The following is a 16,101-nucleotide window of genomic DNA, read 5'->3' as shown; positions in this document are numbered from 1 at the left end:
GCAAGATCACCTTTTAGTGGAAGACATGATTCAAATTGGCGATCGAAACGAAGAGTGATGGAGCACATCCGGTCTCGAAGCATTTCACCGAAGTGGCGGATTTCGACTTCCAAACCGCACTCGTTTGCCGAACTCATCAACTATCATGCTTAGAACGCTTAAGGCTTTTGTCGATGCTGTTGGCAACCAAAAAGGTCGTCGACTTGCGCCCCGCCGATTCTGAACCTTACGATTAACCGACTCATTCCAGTCGCCACGATTTATCTATAGAGTGACATTCGGCCAATACAGGATAAAACGCCGTCACTGAATGGAGGAGGCTATGAAGTTCGACGCTTCATCCGCACGATGACCGGTTGAAGATCGGTCACTGGTGACATGATCAGTCTCTACACAATGCAGGCCTTGCACGGTCTGGTCTATGGGATGCTGCTCTTTTTGGTTGCGTCCGGACTGACACTTATCTTCGGGTTGCTGCGGGTTTTAAATATCGCTCATGCGGCCTTCCATATGTTGGGCGCTTACCTCGCCTATGCGATCGTCGCGATCACAGAGAACTTTTGGCTTTCTCTGCTAATCGCCCCTATAGCGGTGGGATTACTCGGTGCGGCAGTTGAATACGGCCTATTGCGACGCATTCGCGGCCATGGACACGAGCGTGAATTGCTTTTGACTCTCGGTCTGTTTTACATGATCTCCGAAGCAACGCGGTGGATCTGGGGCAGCTACACGTTGGAGGTTCCAACGCCCTCGCTTCTGGCCGGATCGATTCCCCTGTTGGGCGGACGATACCCGACATATCGCCTGTTTATTCTCGCATTCTCAGGTCTGATTTGCGTGCTTCTGGGGATTGTCCTCAACCGGACGCGGCTTGGCATCGTCATTCTTTCCTGCGTCTCGGATCGAGAAATGGTAAGTGCGCTGGGTGTCAATACGGGTCTGGTGATGACCACGGTTTTTGGCTTGGGTTCTGCTCTCGCTGCTATCGCTGGGGTGGTTGCGGCTCCCTTCCTGCAGGTCGAACCATCGATGGGACAGGCAATTCTTGTAGATACTTTTGTCGTTGTCGTAATCGGCGGATTCGGATCGCTCTCTGGAGCGTTGATATCTTCCATTTTGATCGGTGAGATACAGTCATTCGGGATACTTTTCGTTCCACAGTTCGCGCTTGTTTTCCAATTTCTTCTGATGGCGGCAGTGCTGATAGTCAGGCCACAAGGTCTATTGGGGAAGATGCCGTGATCCTGCTCGCGGGATGGATTTCAGCGCTCATGGCGCTCTACCTTTTACCTCTGATTCTGGACATCGCTTCGCTGCGACTTGTCATAGAGATACTTTACTTTGGCCTCTTTGCTGCCTCCTTCAATCTTCTGTTCGGGTTTGGCGGAATGCTTTCTTTCGGTCATGCAGCCGCATTCGGAATAGGTGGTTACGCGGCCGGTCTGACATGGAAGTTCCTCGGTGCCGTTCCAGTTCCACTGACGTTGATTGGTTGCGCGCTCGCTAGCGCATTTTTGGGGATCGTCGTGGGAGTCTTTTGCGTTCGTTCTCGAGGGACGTCTTTTTCGATGCTCACGCTGGCCTTTAGTCAATTTCTCTTTGCAGTCGCACTGAAATGGCGGGCCGTGACGAGGGGCGACGACGGCCTGAGCGTTCGTCCTCCGGATTTGCGCTTGCCCGGCGGACTTCTCTTGCACATGAACGAGCCACAGCACTTTTATTGGCTTGAACTGACGGTAGTGATGCTGTGCATTGCCGCGATATGGCACATCACCCGCACACCATTGGGAAACGCCGCAGTGACGGTGCGCGAAAACGACGAGCGGGCTGCATTGCTTGGCTACAATGTTTTTGCCACAAGGTTGATCGTGTTCTGCATTGCATCTTCTTTTGCGGCGGTCGCGGGCGGACTTTTTGCGAGCTTTCAAGAACTTGTTTCGCCCGAAGCACTGGATTTCAATACCAGTGCCGAGGTGGTGTTGATCGCGCTTCTCGGCGGTATGGGAACGCTTGTCGGGCCTCTATTAGGTGCAGCAGCTTATATTCTGTTACAAAACTGGCTGTCGAGTATCACTGAACACTGGCCGTTCGTGGTCGGTCTGCTGTTCGTCCTGTTAATACTGTTCATGCGCACCGGTTTAGTTGGCATCGTCGGACAGACGGGTCCAATCCAGCACCTGATCGGAATGTGGCGTTCGCCCAGGCGAGAACAGCCATGAACCCCACGCTCGAACTCCGCAAAATTCAGCACGATTTTTCGGGGTTTCATGTGTTGGGAGGAATCGACCTGAAGATCTTCCCGGGCGAGCGGCACGCGATCATCGGACCGAATGGCGCAGGCAAGACGACGTTGTTCAATATCATCAGCGGGCGCTTGCATCCAAGGAAAGGGGGAATTTTTTATAAACAAAAGGACATCACGCGGATGTCTCCCTATCGTATCGCCCGCCTGGGTGTTGCTCGTTCCTTCCAAAGTATCAACACTTTTCCGCGCCTGACTGTCTTCGAGTCCGTGCGAAGTGCTGTTTTATCCCGCCGCGGCAGCCGACTCGATTTCTGGCACGTCGTCGATCATCAGGAATCCGCAGCCTGGGAGACAAATCATGTTCTCGGATTGCTGGGACTAATCGAGCGACGCGACACGCCGGCATGCGCGCTTTCATACGGCGAACAGAGACAGCTTGAGATCGCGCTCACCATCGCGACGTCTCCTCAATTGGTTCTGCTCGATGAACCGACCGCAGGTCTCGACGTCGACGAATCACAGAGAGCCGTTGAGTTGATTCGTCAGATAAGCAAGAACAGGACGCTGGTGATGATCGAGCATGACATGGACGTCGTTTTCGCAGTCGCCGACCGCATTAGCGTACTTCACCATGGTACGTTGCTCGCGTGCGGTACACCGGATCAGATACGTCATAGCAAGGATGTCCAGTCAGCGTACCTCGGGTCGGACTTTCGCGCGGGAAGAAGATCATGATGCAAGCCACGGAGTTGCACGCCTACTATGAAAGGTCGCACATTCTTCAAGGCGCGTCTCTGATGGTCGAGGATGGTGAAGTTGTTTGTCTCTTGGGCCGCAATGGTGTCGGCAAGTCGACGACACTGAAGTCCATGATGGGACTCGTCAAGCTGGCGTCAGGCTCAGTGGTCTTTAATGGCAAAAACATAACCAATTTGCCGGCTCACTCCATTGCGAGGCTGGGTTTTGGATATGTGCCGGAGGAACGCCGTATCTTTCCGACTATCAGCGTGAAGGAAAATCTTCTGATGGGAATGAAAGAGGCGCCACCGTCAAACAGCGGCTCGAACGGGAATCGCTGGACCTTGGAACGCATCTACGAGTTCTTTCCGCGGCTGCGAGAGCGGAATGCCCAGCGAGCCGGTACGTTGTCCGGCGGCGAACAGAAAATGCTCTGCACGGGCCGAGCGCTAATGGGCAACCCAAGCTTGCTATTGGTAGACGAGCCAACCGAGGGACTCGCTCCCGCAATCGTCACGCAAGTCGAGAGAATACTCAGCGCTGCCCATCACGATGGCACAGCCATTTTGCTGGTCGATCAGACGATGGGGCTCGCACTGTCGCTCGGAAACCGCTTTTATGTGATGTCGAAGGGACGTATAGTCTTTGCTGGTAGCTCAGTGGATTTGATCGCGGACGAGCAGGTCAGAAAGCGATATCTGGAGTTATAAATATACGCACTTAGTGTTGGTGACTGCGTCTTCAGCGAGGCTAAGCATGAACATTCGAACTGGTCGGCGCACGTTTGTCAGAGGCGTCGCTGCGGCTGGCGCCGTTGCTGTCGGACCGTGGATTGCCGCGCGCCCTGTCTGGAGTCAGACCAGTCCCATCAAGATTGGTGTGATCGAACCGCTGTCGGGACCGGTAGCCTATGTGGGAGGGGCTTTCGTCGCGGCCGCCAGATTCGGCGCCTACAAGCTGAATCGGACCGGCGGGGTGCTTGGGCGGAAGGTGGAGATTGTAGCCGCGGATAGTGAACTCAAACCTGACGTCGCGACTCGTCGCGCGAATGATCTGCTCTATCGTGAGAAGGTGGACGTTCTTGCGGTGGGGCCGGGATCGGCTGTGGCGAAGGCGGTTTCTCAGGTTGCCAATCTGAATCGAAAGCTATTCGTCACATACGCTTCTGAGGCGGCTGAACTGACGGGCGAAGAGTTCCTAGACACGACCTTTCGGTGCTGCCTGAACACCGATATGCACTCGAGAATACTCGCTTTCTACTTCACCAGAATGGCGAACCACAAGCCCACGAGATTCTATCTTCTGAACCAGGACTACAATTTCGGACACGCTTGCGCGGAGGGCTTCAAAAAGGCATTCGACAAGATGAAGGCGCCCAATCAGAGCATTGTCGCAGATGAATACCACCCGCTTCAAAAAGTTCAGGATTTCGGTCCGTACGTCACCAAGATCATGGCTTCCGGTGCCGAAGTCGTTATTACGGGGGACTGGGGCCAAGATCTGCGCCTGCTGCTCCAACAAGGGAAGTCCTTGGGCTGGAAGGTGAAGACGGGCGGATACTTTCTCAGCGATCCGACAGTATTGCAAGCAGTGAAGGACGCGGCGGTCGGTCATATCACCGCGAACGTTTATCACACAACGCTCGATACACCGGAAAACATGGCGGACATCCGGGAATGGCGCGATTACTATCCAGACGCCCCGATCAGTTACAAATATCCGGACCTCATCGTGGTAAGCGCGATTCTGTGGATCGGTGACGTGATAAAGCGAGCAGGCACGCTGGATACTGCCAGGTTGATTTCGACGTGGGAGGGAGACAGATTTGCAGCAGTTTGGGGTGACGTAGAAATGCGAGCATGCGATCATCAGATGCAGACTCCCGCGTTTGTATCCGAGATACTCGAGCCCGAACAGATACCCGTCGAGATTCGTTACTACGGCAGTGCTTTCCCCTACATTGGCAGACCGACCCGAATTCCGAAAGATGAGCTGACGGTAATCCCAAAGGACACAGGCAATTGGCGCTGCGCTTGAACTGCCTCACATGTGGCACCCCGACGTCACGATTCGATGCCGACTTGCCGACCGCCTTGTCGCGGGTTGGACTACAGCGTACTCAGGAAGGCGGCACAACCGCCGGGCTGTTTCGGCCTGGAATCCTCTGAGGAGGTGCAAATCATCGGCGATTGTCTGCGTGACGACCCGAAGAGTTACGCGGGTTCGCTTGCCCTGAGAAGTTCTATCGCCCATTCGACGAATACGCGCACCTTGGAGGCGAGGTGCCGATTGGCCGAATAGGCAACGTGCACAGCGACGTCATCGCCGCGCCAATCGGGAAAGAGGCGCACGAGGGCGCCAGAGCGAAGGTGCGGGGTGACGAGGAACGCATAGGTGGTGAGTACGCCGAGCCCTGCAAGTCCAGCCGCTAGCGCGGCGCTCGAGTCGTTGACACTTAACCGATGACTGCCGTGGATTTCGAAGAGCTGTTCGTCCCGATGGAGCTGGAAGACGAAGTCTCGCCCCGAGCGCGGCGAATTCATGCGGACGATCGTATGGCCTTGCATGAGGTCCGCGGGCTCGCGCGGTTGGCCGTAGCGCTGAATGTAGGCGGGCGACGCGCACGTCACGAGCGGCAGCGTACCGGCCGAGCGCGCGATCAGGGAGTCGCTGAGTAATGGCCCGAGACGGAGAACACAGTCAAGGTTCTCGGCGATGAGATCAACCGACCGGTTACCGACGCTCAGCTCGACCTGCACATCGGGATAGCGCGCAAAGAAGTCCGGCATGGCCGGGACGACCAATTGGTACGCCAACGAGCCGGGCAGTTCCACCCTGATTTTTCCCTTCGGCGAACGGGTTGCGCTCAGGACGCTGCCATCAAGCGAGCCAACCTCGTCAAGCACGCGAATCGAGCCCTCGTAATAGATCTGGCCTTCTTGCGTCAGCGTGAGTTGACGACTTGTACGTTGCAGCAGCCGCACCCCCAGTTCTTTTTCGAGTTCCTGTATGAGGCGCGTGACGGACGATTTGGGCACATTCATGAGGTCTGCAGCACGCGTAAAGGTGCCTGAATCGACGACACGAACGAAGGTCTGCATTGCGGCCAGCTTATCCATGCACTAGTCCTGTCAGATTGGGATGCATGCGGGTCGCGGGTCGATATGGATATTTGCGTCGTGCGAGGATGCATGCGATGTGCTGAGGCATTCTCGCACGACGCAGGCGCCGAAAGCGTGTCGTAAGCGTCGGTCGCCGGTACGCTTGCGCCGCCATCAAGCCTCGCTCAGGAAGCTGACCAATGCCTGATATGCGTGCCCCCGGTTCTTCTCGAGCATGAGCATGTGGGTTGCTTCGCCCAGTTCGAGCCAACGCTTGTCCGGCGACCCGCTCAGATGCGCGAAGTAATCCTGCGCAAGCGCGAGCGGCACGTCGACATCCCATTCTCCATGAATCAGCAGGACCGGCACTTCGATGTGGCCCGGGTCATAAAACGCCTTACCTGCTCCCCAGTACTCGCGAATGTCCTGAATCGGCCCGTTCGCGACACGGATCGACTGGTTCTCGCGCAACGCCTCGTCGGGCTCCGTGCGAACCGTATTGTCGAGCCATGCTTCGAAGCCACCATCCGGTATCAGTGTGCTGCGCTTCCACTCGGGGGCGGCATTGACCCAGCGCTCGCGCGCATCGGCCGCGCGCACCACCCGGTAACCACCCAGCGGGCCACCTGGGTCCAGTGGGACGGGCTTGTCGCTGACCCACTGTGGCGCGACGAGCCCGAGCCTGCGAACCTTGTGACCGTTGCGGGCGGTGAATGCGCCACTCACGCTGCCGCCCCAGGACATTCCGATTACATTGATACGCGCGATGCCTGAAGTGCGCAGCACGAAGTTCACGGCGCTCGTGAAGTCGCGCAAGCCGGATTCGGTACGCCCCAGCGGCTCGCTCTGCGCAGCGGCGACACGCATTTGCGGTGGTCGTGTCGACTCACCATAGCCGCGCGCATCCACGGCGTAAATATCGAAGCCAGCGCGAGCGAGGTAGTCCATAAACGAATAACCGCCGATCGGCGTGTCGTAGAGGCTGCCGGATCCGTAGGTGGCGCCGTGCATCAACATCACGGTGCGTGCTTCACCAAAGTCGGTGCGGCCTGCCGGCCGTTTGTTGCGGATGTGAAGCTCGATCTCGGGCGTATCGCTCGGGATCATGAAGTCGCGGGATTCAATCTGTGCTTGGGTTGCCATGATGTTTGCTCTCTGGTGCAGAGGTTCAGCGGGGCAGCCAGACGAAACCGCCGGCCTGCCTTTCGACCACGCCCACGGACGTTCCGGGGAAATGACTGCTGAAGAACAGCGAGTGCCGGTCCGCAGCGTGGTTCAGCGCCCAGAGCCGCGAGCGCTCGGCATCGTCGGGAAACTCGCAGAAAGTCGAGTTCCACTCGGGCTTGGCTATCTGAATCGGGTGATGCATGACGTCGCCTGAAAACAGCGCGTGCTGCCCTTCGGAAGTGAAGCCGATCGACAGATGGTCGAAGCTGTGGCCTTTGGTTCGATGGAACGTGAACCCCTCCAGGCCTTCGAGCGTGGGCTGGCTTTGTGCGTCGATCAACAGGGCCTGGCCCGCATCGATAATCGGCTGCACGCTGTCCTCGAATACGCCTGCGCTCGGTGTCTGCACGTGCGCTTCGTGGGCATAGAAACGGTACTCGGCATCCGAGAACACGTAGGTCGCATTGGCGAAGGTCGGGCGCCACGCGTCACCTTTGCGCACCGTGTTCCAGCCGACGTGATCGACGTGCAGGTGCGTGATCAGCACGAAGTCGACGTCGGCCGGCTGGACGCCGGCTGCCGCAAGGCGCTGCAGGTAAGCCGTATCGAGTTGATCGAACACGGGGTTCAGCGGTCGATGCTTGCCGTTGCCGGCACCCGTGTCGATCAGGACGGTTTTGCCCTCTGTCTGCACGACCCAGCTATGCACGCTCAACGCGAGCGTCTCACCGTCTTGCGAGGCGTTCTCGCGGCCGATCCATGGCGGCGGATCGTTGGCAAGGATCGAGCGATCCCGATCGGGAAACAGGTAGGCCGAAGGAATCTCAGGAAGAACGAGGTCGGCGACCCGTGTCACGGTCGCACTGCCGATTCGATATCGATGAATGGTGTCCACTTTGATTGCACATCCTTTTGGAAGAGGCCGCGGCGATGTGTCGAGGCGTGGACGTATAGTCCTGCTTCCCGCCGTCTGGAAGAAGCGGGGCTGGGCGAAAGCATGGTTGCGGAAAAACGAACGTTGTGACGCTTGGACTGGATCGCCGCTGAGGGTGCAACGGCGCTGGCTGACGGACTGCGGCGACAGCTTTTTCCGGCTTTCCGGGTGCGGCGGTCCGGGTTGTCATGAATGACGCGCACCGTACTCAGGAAGGCGCCATAACCGCCGGGCTGTTTTGGCCTAGAATTCTCTGAGGAGGTGCCAGTCATGTCAGCTACCAGGCGCAACGTTCCAGGCCATCGCGCCTATCAAGCCGCACTGGACAGAACGACCCGCTACCCTTCGGAGCACGTCACGATGACAGCCAGTTCCAGGAAAAGGCTGCGCCCCGGTGCGCCGCATCGCAAGGTCGGGCGCGGCAAGGTCGGCGTCGGCGGCAAGAGCAGCGAAAGGTAGGAAGGCTCGTGGTGACGTCAACGAGACATCACCCCGGACGATTCATTATGGGCGACCCGCGCGCTTCGTCGCAGAGGTGTCGTTGCATGCCGCGGTTTCCGCACACGCTCGACAGACGATTGAGACAGCGTTTGCGCAGATCGAAAGCAAGCTCACCGACGGGTGTTCGTAAGCGTTGCCGTGCGGCTATACGATCGTCGATCCGTTTCTGCTTGTTCTTTATCGGTGGGGCATGCGCAGCGGCCTACCGATTGGTGACACGTATCAGGCTTTGACCGCATCGACGCGGCGCGTCCTCGCGCGGCCGGCGGTACAACGTGCACGCCATAGTGAATGCATTTCGCTCGAGTCTTGACGGCCGCCCCCAGTCTTATCGACAGAACTGCAAGATGGCATCGGCGACGTCCCGCGGCGCTTCGGGTTTTTGCCGTTACCGTCATCGCCGATAGTCAGCGAGTCGAAGGTTTGCGCCTGCTGGGTCGCGAAGAAGGCTTGCCCGCGTTGCCAGTTGTACGTTTCTACGCGTTTCCCCGCTCCGACTCGCCCGCCTGCGCGGATTTGATCGGTGCCGCACGCCGGGCAGGCCAGCAAGGTCGCTTCAGTCCACGCCCACTTCGCGCGTGAGCGGTCTGTCGCCCCATGAGAAAATTTCACCCGCGCGCGCCGTGCCTTGAACACCTAGGTCCATTGCCGTTACCCTGTTTGCTGCTGCTCTGGCCCGAGACAGGTGCTCCATGCGCGCCAACCATGCTTTGCCTACGCAAACCGGCATGCCCGTGCTCCAGACGACGGGCCATCTCTCCTCATTCGGCAACGACGCGATTGCATTGCGCTGGACACACGAGAACGAACGTCTCGCCGGTTTCTCGCTGATCGATTGCGAGCGCAAACGCACGCTGCTCCTCATCGCGCCGTTCACGATCGCGCTCGCTGACGGAACCACCACGGGCCTGGCCGAGATGAAGGTCGTTGCGCCGGTGAGCGACGCGGCGGTCGAACCCAACCCGCGTGCGTCCCGCCAGGGCGAACGAATCGCAGGGCGGCGCGCGAGCATCTCCCTGGTCGATACTCATGGACGCCTAAAGGTGCAATGGAGCGTCGAGCAACGCGACGGGTCACGATATCTGCGCGTCCAACTTGCGATTACGGCGCTTCTTCGGGACGAAGCGATCACCGCCGTGTCATTGCTCCGGACGCGCGCTGCTGGCGCCAAGGCCAGTCCTGAGCGCAAGGGCACGCCGGTCGTTGCGGGCAACTTTTATCTGGGCTTCGAGCATCCGCTGGCGACAAGTCAGGTAGAGGGCGACACCCTTGGCTCTACGCTGCATCGCGCGTTGCCTCTACAGAAAAACAGAACGCTGGTCTACTCGGCTGTGGCAGGTGTAGCCAGTGACGGCCAGATTCGGCGCGACTTCGGCATCTATCTGGAGCGGGAACGCGCCCGCCCGTATCGGCCGTTTCTGCACTACAACAGCTGGGGCGACATCGGCTACCTGACGCCATATTCGCAGGAACAGGCGCTTGAACGCATCGAAACGATCGGCCACGAGTTGCATGCAGTGCGCGGGGTACAGATCGATTCGTTTCTGTTCGACGATGGCTGGGACGACCTTGGCGGCGGCTGGCAATTCAGCAACGCATTTCCAGATGGCTTCGTTCCGCTGCGCGACGCTGCCGCGCGATTCCGCGCCGCTCCCGGCATATGGCTTTCGCCGTGGGGCGGCTACGGTACGCCGAAACAGGAACGCGTAGCGCGAGGACGTGCCGCTGGTTATGAGGTCATCGACAACGGTCTCGCGTTGTCGGGTCCGACGTATTACCGGCGCTTTCATGAGGTCGTGATGGACATGCTCGACAAGGGCGGCGTCAATCAATTCAAGTTCGACGGCACGGGCAATGCCGACATGGTGTTTCCTGGCAGCCTGTTCGACAGCGATTGGGACGCGGCGATTCAACTGATCGAGGACATCCGCGCGGCCAAGCCCGAAACCTTCATCAATCTCACGACAGGTACGCATCCGTCGCCGTTCTGGCTGCGCCATGTCGACTCCATCTGGCGCGGCGGCAGCGACGATGGCCTGGCGGGAAGCGGCACGAACCGCGAGCGCTGGATCACCTACCGCGACACGCAGACGTATCACAACGTCGTGGAGCGCAGTCCGCTCTTTCCGCTCAATTCGCTGATGCTGCACGGCATCCTCTATGCGCAGTGCAATCCACGCCTCAATACGTCGACGGCACACGCATTCTCCAACGAAGTGTGGTCGTACTTCGGGACCGGCACGCAATTGCAGGAGCTATACATCACGCCGGCGCTGCTGGGCGAGCACGACTGGGATGAGCTTGCGCGCGCCGCCAGATGGGCGCGCGAAAACGGCGACATCCTGCGCGACAGCCATTGGATTGGTGGCGCGCCGGACGAACAGGCGGCTTACGGTTGGGCAGCGTGGGCGCCGCGCAAGTCGATCGTGACGCTGCGCAATCCTCACAGTCGCACGCAACGCTTCATGCTCGACCTGCGGTGCCAACTGGAGTTGCCGGATGGGGCGGCGGGACGATTCGAAGCGCGCGGCGTTGGGCGTGCAAGGGCTTCCGGCATTCCCGCTCAACTGGACGCTGATGTACCGCATGCAGTGCAACTCGCGCCGTGCGAAGTGCTCACGCTCGAACTGCTGCCGGTCGCCGCCGCGAAACGGTGAAGGGGAGAAGGCGTGCGCGCTAGTACAGGCGATCGGCCAGTGGAATCGGCCTCGCGTCGATCTGATGGAGGTCGAAGACCAGTACCTCGTTGTTACCTTGCACGAGCCACGGCGCGGGGCAATACAGGCGCTTTTGCGGGCCGATGTTCCAGTAGCGTCCCAGGTTGTGACCATTGATCCAGACGAGACCCTTGGTCCAGTTGCTCATGTCGAGCCAGGTGTCGCCGACTTCGGTCAGCAGCACACTCGCCTTGAAAAAGAGACCGGGTTTGCTCGGGTTCGTGCAGCCTTCGTTGAGGTTGGCGATAAACGTTTCATCCATCGGCAACAGGTGGACGTCCCATTGCTCGAGCAACGAGACTGAGCCGTCTACGTGTTGCATCGTGACCGGTTCGAGCAGACCTTTGCGGTCGGCGAGCGCGGGTCCGAAGTTGACGCGTCCCATGGCCTCGACGAGTATCTCCAGCGGTACGAGACTGTCCGTGCTCGACCCTTGATTCTGCCGCGCCGAAGGCAGCGCAAGCGGCGCGCGATGCATCATGTGGAGCGACTGCGCGTACCTGCGCGGCAGTTGCGCTCTCGATACGCCGCCCGCGTACTGTTCACCAAGGAAAACGGTCGCATAGTCGTGAACGCCGCTGATATCCAGCACACCGCGCGCGTGCTCTGGCAAAAACTTGCGATACAGCACGAAGCCAAACGCCTGACCGTAGTGTTCGAACGACTGCGGTTCGACGCCTTGCTCGTGCGGCAGTGCCGCTGGCAGGTTGTCCCAGATCGACGCGTAGAGCGTTGGCATCAAGGCCCCAACGCCTGCGCAGTCAAGCGTGGCGATGGCATCCGGTATGGCTGGCAACGGTTCGGGCAGATAGCTGGCGATCAGGTCTCGATACTTGAGGTACTTCGGCGTCGCCATGCCTTGTTCGTTGATCGGCGCGGAGTAGTCGTAGCTCGTGATGTCGGGCTGATAGTTGCCCGAATCGTCCACGTTCGCGCCGGCAAAAAAGCTGAAGCTCGTGCCGCCGTGAATCACATACAGGTTGAAAGACAGTCGCGCCTGCATGAACGTGGCCAAGCTGCTGGAGAGGTCGTAGTCCACGCCCGCGAAGCCCGCTTCGCCCCAATGCGTGAGCCACCCCGGATACACCTCGCCTGCCATCGCGGGCACCGAGGGGAAATTGCGGCGCACCGTTGCGATTTGCGCTGCGTTGCCGTTGCTCAGCGCGATCGCGCCGCCCGTCACCGTGGTGTGATTGCGTTCGAGTTGCGCGAGACCGTCTTCGGTGTAGAACGGCCCGCTTATGCCTCCTTTGAGCCAAAGCTGCCTGAGCTCTTCGAGGTAAGCCGGATTGCTCGCATACGAACCGAATTCGTTTTCGATCTGGATCATCAGGATCGGACCGCCGTGCTCGCTCATCAATGGCTTGATGCGCGGGGCCAGTTCGTCGATATAGCGAGCCACCGCCGCCATGTAGCGAGGATCGGTGGCCGAGTCGGTCCGCAACTGGATGTCCGGCTCGCGCAACAGCCAGGCAGGCAGACCGCCCAGATCCCACTCTGCGCAAACGTAAGGCCCGGGGCGCAACAGCACCCACATCTGCTCGGATCGACATAGGCGAATGAAGGCCTCGATATCGCGATTACCGCTGTGGAAGTCGAACACGCCTCTGTGCGTCTCATGGTAATTCCACATGATGTACAACGCGACGCAGTTCATCCCCATCGCCCTTGCCATGCGGATCCGGTGTTGCCAGTATTCGCGCGGGATGCGGGCTGGATGCATCTCGCCGCTGCGAATCTGGAACGGCAGGCCGTCGAGCAGGAAGTGTTCGCCGTCGGGGCTAAAGGAGAAGGTGTGGCCGCGTTCGAGGTTCACGATGGGCGTCGTCAAGTGGGCGAATGTAGGCTAACTGTATTCGATAGAATGAATGCACGCGACGGCATTGCGGCATTCCGGGCGAAGCGATGCGCCGCGCAACGCTGTAGCGGTAATTCTGTAGGCCTGACTGGAAATGAGTACGGGCAAGATTTTGTCCGGCATCGCGATGGCCGCGCTATCCACCGCATGCGCCGCTGCGGGGGCGTCCGGTGCGTGTGTGCCGTGGTTCTCCGAGGTCGCCGTCAGGAACGGACTCGAAGTGCGGACCGGCTGCGCTGTCTCCGCGCCCGCGCTCCCACGCGTCACCGAACGGCTGAACCGCGCGGTGAAGCACGACGGGCTCTCCGCCGAGCAACGTGCCGCGCTGGCGACAGCGGCCAACACGATGCTGCACGCGATCTTCTCGCAGACAGATCACGACGCAGCCACCAACGAAGCCGCGCTCAACAACTTCGAACCGATCCTCGAAAGCCTCGCATCGCAGATCAGGACGCGCACCGATATCGACCTCACAGCCGAGGCTTCGGAATGGAACGCACGCTATGAAGAGCTGCTGCGCAGGTTGTCGATCACGCACAGCACGGCCCCCACCGAACTGCAGGCCGCCGCCGCCGTGAGGCGTCTCGATCTGGATCGCGCCTCTGCGTTGCTGATGCGGCTCATGGCCGAGGCACCCGGTACCGCCCAGCTAAGCGCCGCGCGCAACTACGAAACGGCGAGCGTCGAACTGCTTCGCTTCATGCCATGGAACGCGCTGCCGTACCTGGAGCATGCCCATGCGCTGCAACCCGACGATAAGGACATCGCCACCGCATTCGCCGACACGCTGCTCGTGCAGCACGAGCCCGAGCGTGCCGAGCCGGTGTATCGGGCGCTGCTGGTCCAGTATCGGACGCTTGCGCAACAGCGTCCCGCCGCATGGCAGCCGTCCATCGCGCGGACGCTCGGCAAGCTTGGCAGTCTGTATGTGATGCGGCAGCAGCAGAAGGAAGCCGAAGCCGCATGGCTGCACGCGCTCGAAATCTACTGGGCGCTCGCGCGCGCGGACCCCTCGGTCTACGGTCCCGCAGTGGCTAACTCCTTCGATAGCCTCGCAACGTTGTACCGCGACACGCAGCGTCTGCAGGATGCGGCAGACGCGTGGCGCGAAGCCCTCGCCCTCGACCGTGCGCTGGCCCGACAGGACCCGGCAAAGTACCGGCCCGCGGTCGCGATGACGCTCAACGACCTCGGCATCCTCTACAGTGCGACCCAGCGCACCCATGACGCGGAACTCGCCTATCTCGAAGCGCTCGGCATTCAGCGCGCACTCGAACATGACAATCCCGCCGCCTGGCGTCCGGCGCTTGCGCGCACGCTGAATAACCTCGGGAACTTCTATAGCGCAAGCGGGCGGCTGCCGGAAGCGGAGCACGCTTACCGGCAAGCTCTGAAGATCCGTCAACAGCTCGCCCGCGAAAATCCCGCGATCTACGAGCCCGACGTGGCGCATACGCTGGGCAATCTGGGCGTGCTGTACCGCCTCGAACGGCAGCCGGCCAAGGCGCTGCAGACCTACCAGGACGCGCTGCGGATCGTCCACGCGCTGTCGCGCGTTACGCCGGCCGCGTACCAGCCTGACGAGGCACGGATACTGAACAATCTGGGCGTAGTCTACAGCCGCACCGGCAGGCCGCGCGAAGCGGAAGACGCATGGCGACGAGCGCTGGATCTGTACCGCAAACTCGCCCACGACGATCCGTTGACCTGGCGGCAGGATCAAGCACGCACGTTGCGCAATCTAGGCACGCTGCTCAGCCACACGCAACGTTCGGCGGAAGGCGACGCATTGGAACGCGAGGCCGACGAGCTCATCGATTCAACGCGGGCGCAATAGCTCCCGAGGCAAGCCGCCGGGCCGCAACCGAGACGCACCAGTGCGGAAATCGTCGGCTGTCGGCGCTCATCCAAATACGCCCCGGATCACGTCTTTCTCAAATTCGACGGTCCACGCGGTGCCGTGCCCGGTCTGGTACTCCCGTTCCCGCAGTGATGACGTGCGAACGACGGTGACACTGCCCCTCAGCGGGTAGACCTCGTCGACGATATCGGTCGCTCCGGTCTCCTGAAGGACAAAGTCGGACTCGGCGAGATGGTGCCGACGCAGGACGGCGAGAAAATCAGCCCTTTCGTCGGGTGCGATCACTGACATTGGGCGCCTCCTTTGGGCTGAGTCTCGCCGAAAAACCCGTGATCGATCGAGACGTAGCCGGCCCCTTATAAGGTACAAACCGTGCTTTCATTCTAGGCGTTTGCGCCACTTGGCGTGCGGATTGCCGGTGCGTGAACTATTCTGAAAAGATCGCAAGTGTTCATTCCTTTTCAGATATTCGACAGGAGGTGTGCCATGGCGATGTCGCCAACCTTGCAGGAGTGCCTGCGCAGCAAGGGTTCCCGCTACGAAGTCGTGCGTCATCCATACAGCCACTCGAGTGTCGAAACGGCTGCCGCGGCGCACATTCCGGGTGACCGCCTTGCCAAGACCGTGCTGCTCGAAGACGAACACGGCTATGTGGCCGCCGTGCTGCCATCGACTTACGCCGTGCAGCTCTCCGAGTTCTGGAGCAAGACCGGGCGCCGGCTTGCTCTCGCCACGGAAGTCGAACTGCGCGAATTGTTCAAGGACTGCGATGCGGGAGCGGTGCCGCCGATTTGTATGGCGTATGGCATGAAAACCTACCTGGAGTCGAGTCTGGCAGGCCAGCCCGACGTCTACTTCGAGGCGGGCGATCATGAAGAACTCGTTCATATGGAAGCGGATCAGTTCCTCGCGCTGATGGACGATGCGGAGCGTGCGCATTTCGCACGGCGGATGCGAGGGTTGGGCGGTCGGGCCTGAG

General features: G+C 60.0%; 14 protein-coding genes. 9 read left to right on the top strand and 5 right to left on the bottom strand.

Translation table 11 applies throughout. The features are described 5' to 3' along the window. Window positions 1-378: 378 nt before the first annotated feature. The 5 genes from QFZ91_RS04855 to QFZ91_RS04835 are packed head-to-tail and all read left to right on the top strand — an operon-like array spanning window position 379 to window position 5,020. Window positions 379-1,242, top strand: coding sequence for a branched-chain amino acid ABC transporter permease (locus QFZ91_RS04855; protein WP_429566421.1), 864 nt, complete (start codon window positions 379-381; stop codon window positions 1,240-1,242). Beyond that, on the top strand, window positions 1,239-2,219 hold the full coding sequence (locus QFZ91_RS04850; protein ID WP_429566420.1) for a branched-chain amino acid ABC transporter permease: 981 nt from the start codon (window positions 1,239-1,241) through the stop codon (window positions 2,217-2,219). Before QFZ91_RS04855 ends, QFZ91_RS04850 begins: the two co-directional genes overlap by 4 nt. Then, complete coding sequence (locus QFZ91_RS04845; protein WP_429566419.1) at window positions 2,216-2,980, top strand: ABC transporter ATP-binding protein; 765 nt, start codon at window positions 2,216-2,218, stop codon at window positions 2,978-2,980. Before QFZ91_RS04850 ends, QFZ91_RS04845 begins: the two co-directional genes overlap by 4 nt. Then, complete coding sequence (locus QFZ91_RS04840; RefSeq protein WP_429566418.1) at window positions 2,977-3,693, top strand: ABC transporter ATP-binding protein; 717 nt, start codon at window positions 2,977-2,979, stop codon at window positions 3,691-3,693. The genes QFZ91_RS04845 and QFZ91_RS04840 overlap by 4 nt, the downstream gene beginning before the upstream one ends. A 46-nt stretch (window positions 3,694-3,739) precedes the next feature. Then, window positions 3,740-5,020, top strand: a complete 1,281-nt coding sequence (locus tag QFZ91_RS04835; protein ID WP_429566417.1) for an ABC transporter substrate-binding protein — start codon at window positions 3,740-3,742, stop codon at window positions 5,018-5,020. 176 nt (window positions 5,021-5,196) lie between these two features. Here QFZ91_RS04835 and QFZ91_RS04830 read toward each other — a convergent pair whose 3' ends face one another. The 3 genes from QFZ91_RS04830 to QFZ91_RS04820 form a co-directional block, all read right to left on the bottom strand. Continuing rightward, entirely contained in the window at window positions 5,197-6,102 is a 906-nt protein-coding gene (locus QFZ91_RS04830; protein ID WP_429566416.1) for a LysR family transcriptional regulator, read from the bottom strand. Window positions 6,103-6,258: 156 nt separating this feature from the next. After that, complete coding sequence (locus tag QFZ91_RS04825) at window positions 6,259-7,227, bottom strand: alpha/beta hydrolase (RefSeq protein ID WP_429566415.1); 969 nt, start codon at window positions 7,225-7,227, stop codon at window positions 6,259-6,261. A gap of 25 nt (window positions 7,228-7,252) precedes the next feature. Beyond that, the gene (locus tag QFZ91_RS04820; RefSeq protein ID WP_429566414.1) at window positions 7,253-8,146 is read right to left on the bottom strand and encodes an MBL fold metallo-hydrolase; all 894 of its coding nucleotides are present in this window, start codon (window positions 8,144-8,146) and stop codon (window positions 7,253-7,255) included. A gap of 309 nt (window positions 8,147-8,455) precedes the next feature. Here QFZ91_RS04820 and QFZ91_RS04815 point away from each other — a divergent pair, with 309 nt between their 5' ends. Next, window positions 8,456-8,644, top strand: a complete 189-nt coding sequence (locus QFZ91_RS04815; protein WP_429566413.1) for a hypothetical protein — start codon at window positions 8,456-8,458, stop codon at window positions 8,642-8,644. A 770-nt stretch (window positions 8,645-9,414) separates the two neighbouring features. Continuing rightward, entirely contained in the window at window positions 9,415-11,343 is a 1,929-nt protein-coding gene (locus QFZ91_RS04810) for an enterotoxin (protein ID WP_429566412.1), read from the top strand. Window positions 11,344-11,362: 19 nt separating this feature from the next. Here QFZ91_RS04810 and QFZ91_RS04805 read toward each other — a convergent pair whose 3' ends face one another. Next, window positions 11,363-13,234, bottom strand: a complete 1,872-nt coding sequence (locus QFZ91_RS04805; RefSeq protein ID WP_429566411.1) for a beta-galactosidase — start codon at window positions 13,232-13,234, stop codon at window positions 11,363-11,365. Between the two features lie 121 nt (window positions 13,235-13,355). Here QFZ91_RS04805 and QFZ91_RS04800 point away from each other — a divergent pair, with 121 nt between their 5' ends. Then, a complete protein-coding gene (locus QFZ91_RS04800; RefSeq protein ID WP_429566410.1) occupies window positions 13,356-15,098 on the top strand; it encodes a tetratricopeptide repeat protein in 1,743 nt (580 codons plus the stop codon). Window positions 15,099-15,164: 66 nt separating this feature from the next. On the opposite strand, the gene QFZ91_RS04795 is transcribed toward QFZ91_RS04800, so the two are convergent. Continuing rightward, the gene (locus QFZ91_RS04795; protein WP_018436237.1) at window positions 15,165-15,413 is read right to left on the bottom strand and encodes a hypothetical protein; all 249 of its coding nucleotides are present in this window, start codon (window positions 15,411-15,413) and stop codon (window positions 15,165-15,167) included. A 195-nt stretch (window positions 15,414-15,608) separates the two neighbouring features. On the opposite strand from QFZ91_RS04795, the gene QFZ91_RS04790 reads away from it, so the two are divergent. Next, window positions 15,609-16,100, top strand: a complete 492-nt coding sequence (locus QFZ91_RS04790; RefSeq protein WP_176121979.1) for an aminoacyl-tRNA deacylase — start codon at window positions 15,609-15,611, stop codon at window positions 16,098-16,100. Window position 16,101: the final 1 nt, after the last annotated feature.

This window comes from Paraburkholderia sp. JPY419 (genome assembly GCF_050435705.1).
Taxonomy (GTDB): domain Bacteria; phylum Pseudomonadota; class Gammaproteobacteria; order Burkholderiales; family Burkholderiaceae; genus Paraburkholderia; species Paraburkholderia youngii.
This window is presented reverse-complemented; position numbering and strand designations above follow the sequence as displayed.

What these genes read in the sequence shown, in the direction of transcription:
- QFZ91_RS04825 (WP_429566415.1), bottom strand. Translation starts at nt 7,227, where the DNA reads ATGGCAACCCAAGCACAGATTGAATCCCGCGACTTCATGATCCCGAGC.
- QFZ91_RS04840 (WP_429566418.1), top strand. Translation starts at nt 2,977, where the DNA reads ATGATGCAAGCCACGGAGTTGCACGCCTACTATGAAAGGTCGCACATT.
- QFZ91_RS04815 (WP_429566413.1), top strand. Translation starts at nt 8,456, where the DNA reads ATGTCAGCTACCAGGCGCAACGTTCCAGGCCATCGCGCCTATCAAGCC.
- QFZ91_RS04795 (WP_018436237.1), bottom strand. Translation starts at nt 15,413, where the DNA reads ATGTCAGTGATCGCACCCGACGAAAGGGCTGATTTTCTCGCCGTCCTG.
- QFZ91_RS04790 (WP_176121979.1), top strand. Translation starts at nt 15,609, where the DNA reads ATGGCGATGTCGCCAACCTTGCAGGAGTGCCTGCGCAGCAAGGGTTCC.
- QFZ91_RS04835 (WP_429566417.1), top strand. Translation starts at nt 3,740, where the DNA reads ATGAACATTCGAACTGGTCGGCGCACGTTTGTCAGAGGCGTCGCTGCG.
- QFZ91_RS04800 (WP_429566410.1), top strand. Translation starts at nt 13,356, where the DNA reads ATGAGTACGGGCAAGATTTTGTCCGGCATCGCGATGGCCGCGCTATCC.
- QFZ91_RS04810 (WP_429566412.1), top strand. Translation starts at nt 9,415, where the DNA reads ATGCCCGTGCTCCAGACGACGGGCCATCTCTCCTCATTCGGCAACGAC.
- QFZ91_RS04845 (WP_429566419.1), top strand. Translation starts at nt 2,216, where the DNA reads ATGAACCCCACGCTCGAACTCCGCAAAATTCAGCACGATTTTTCGGGG.
- QFZ91_RS04855 (WP_429566421.1), top strand. Translation starts at nt 379, where the DNA reads ATGATCAGTCTCTACACAATGCAGGCCTTGCACGGTCTGGTCTATGGG.
- QFZ91_RS04830 (WP_429566416.1), bottom strand. Translation starts at nt 6,102, where the DNA reads ATGGATAAGCTGGCCGCAATGCAGACCTTCGTTCGTGTCGTCGATTCA.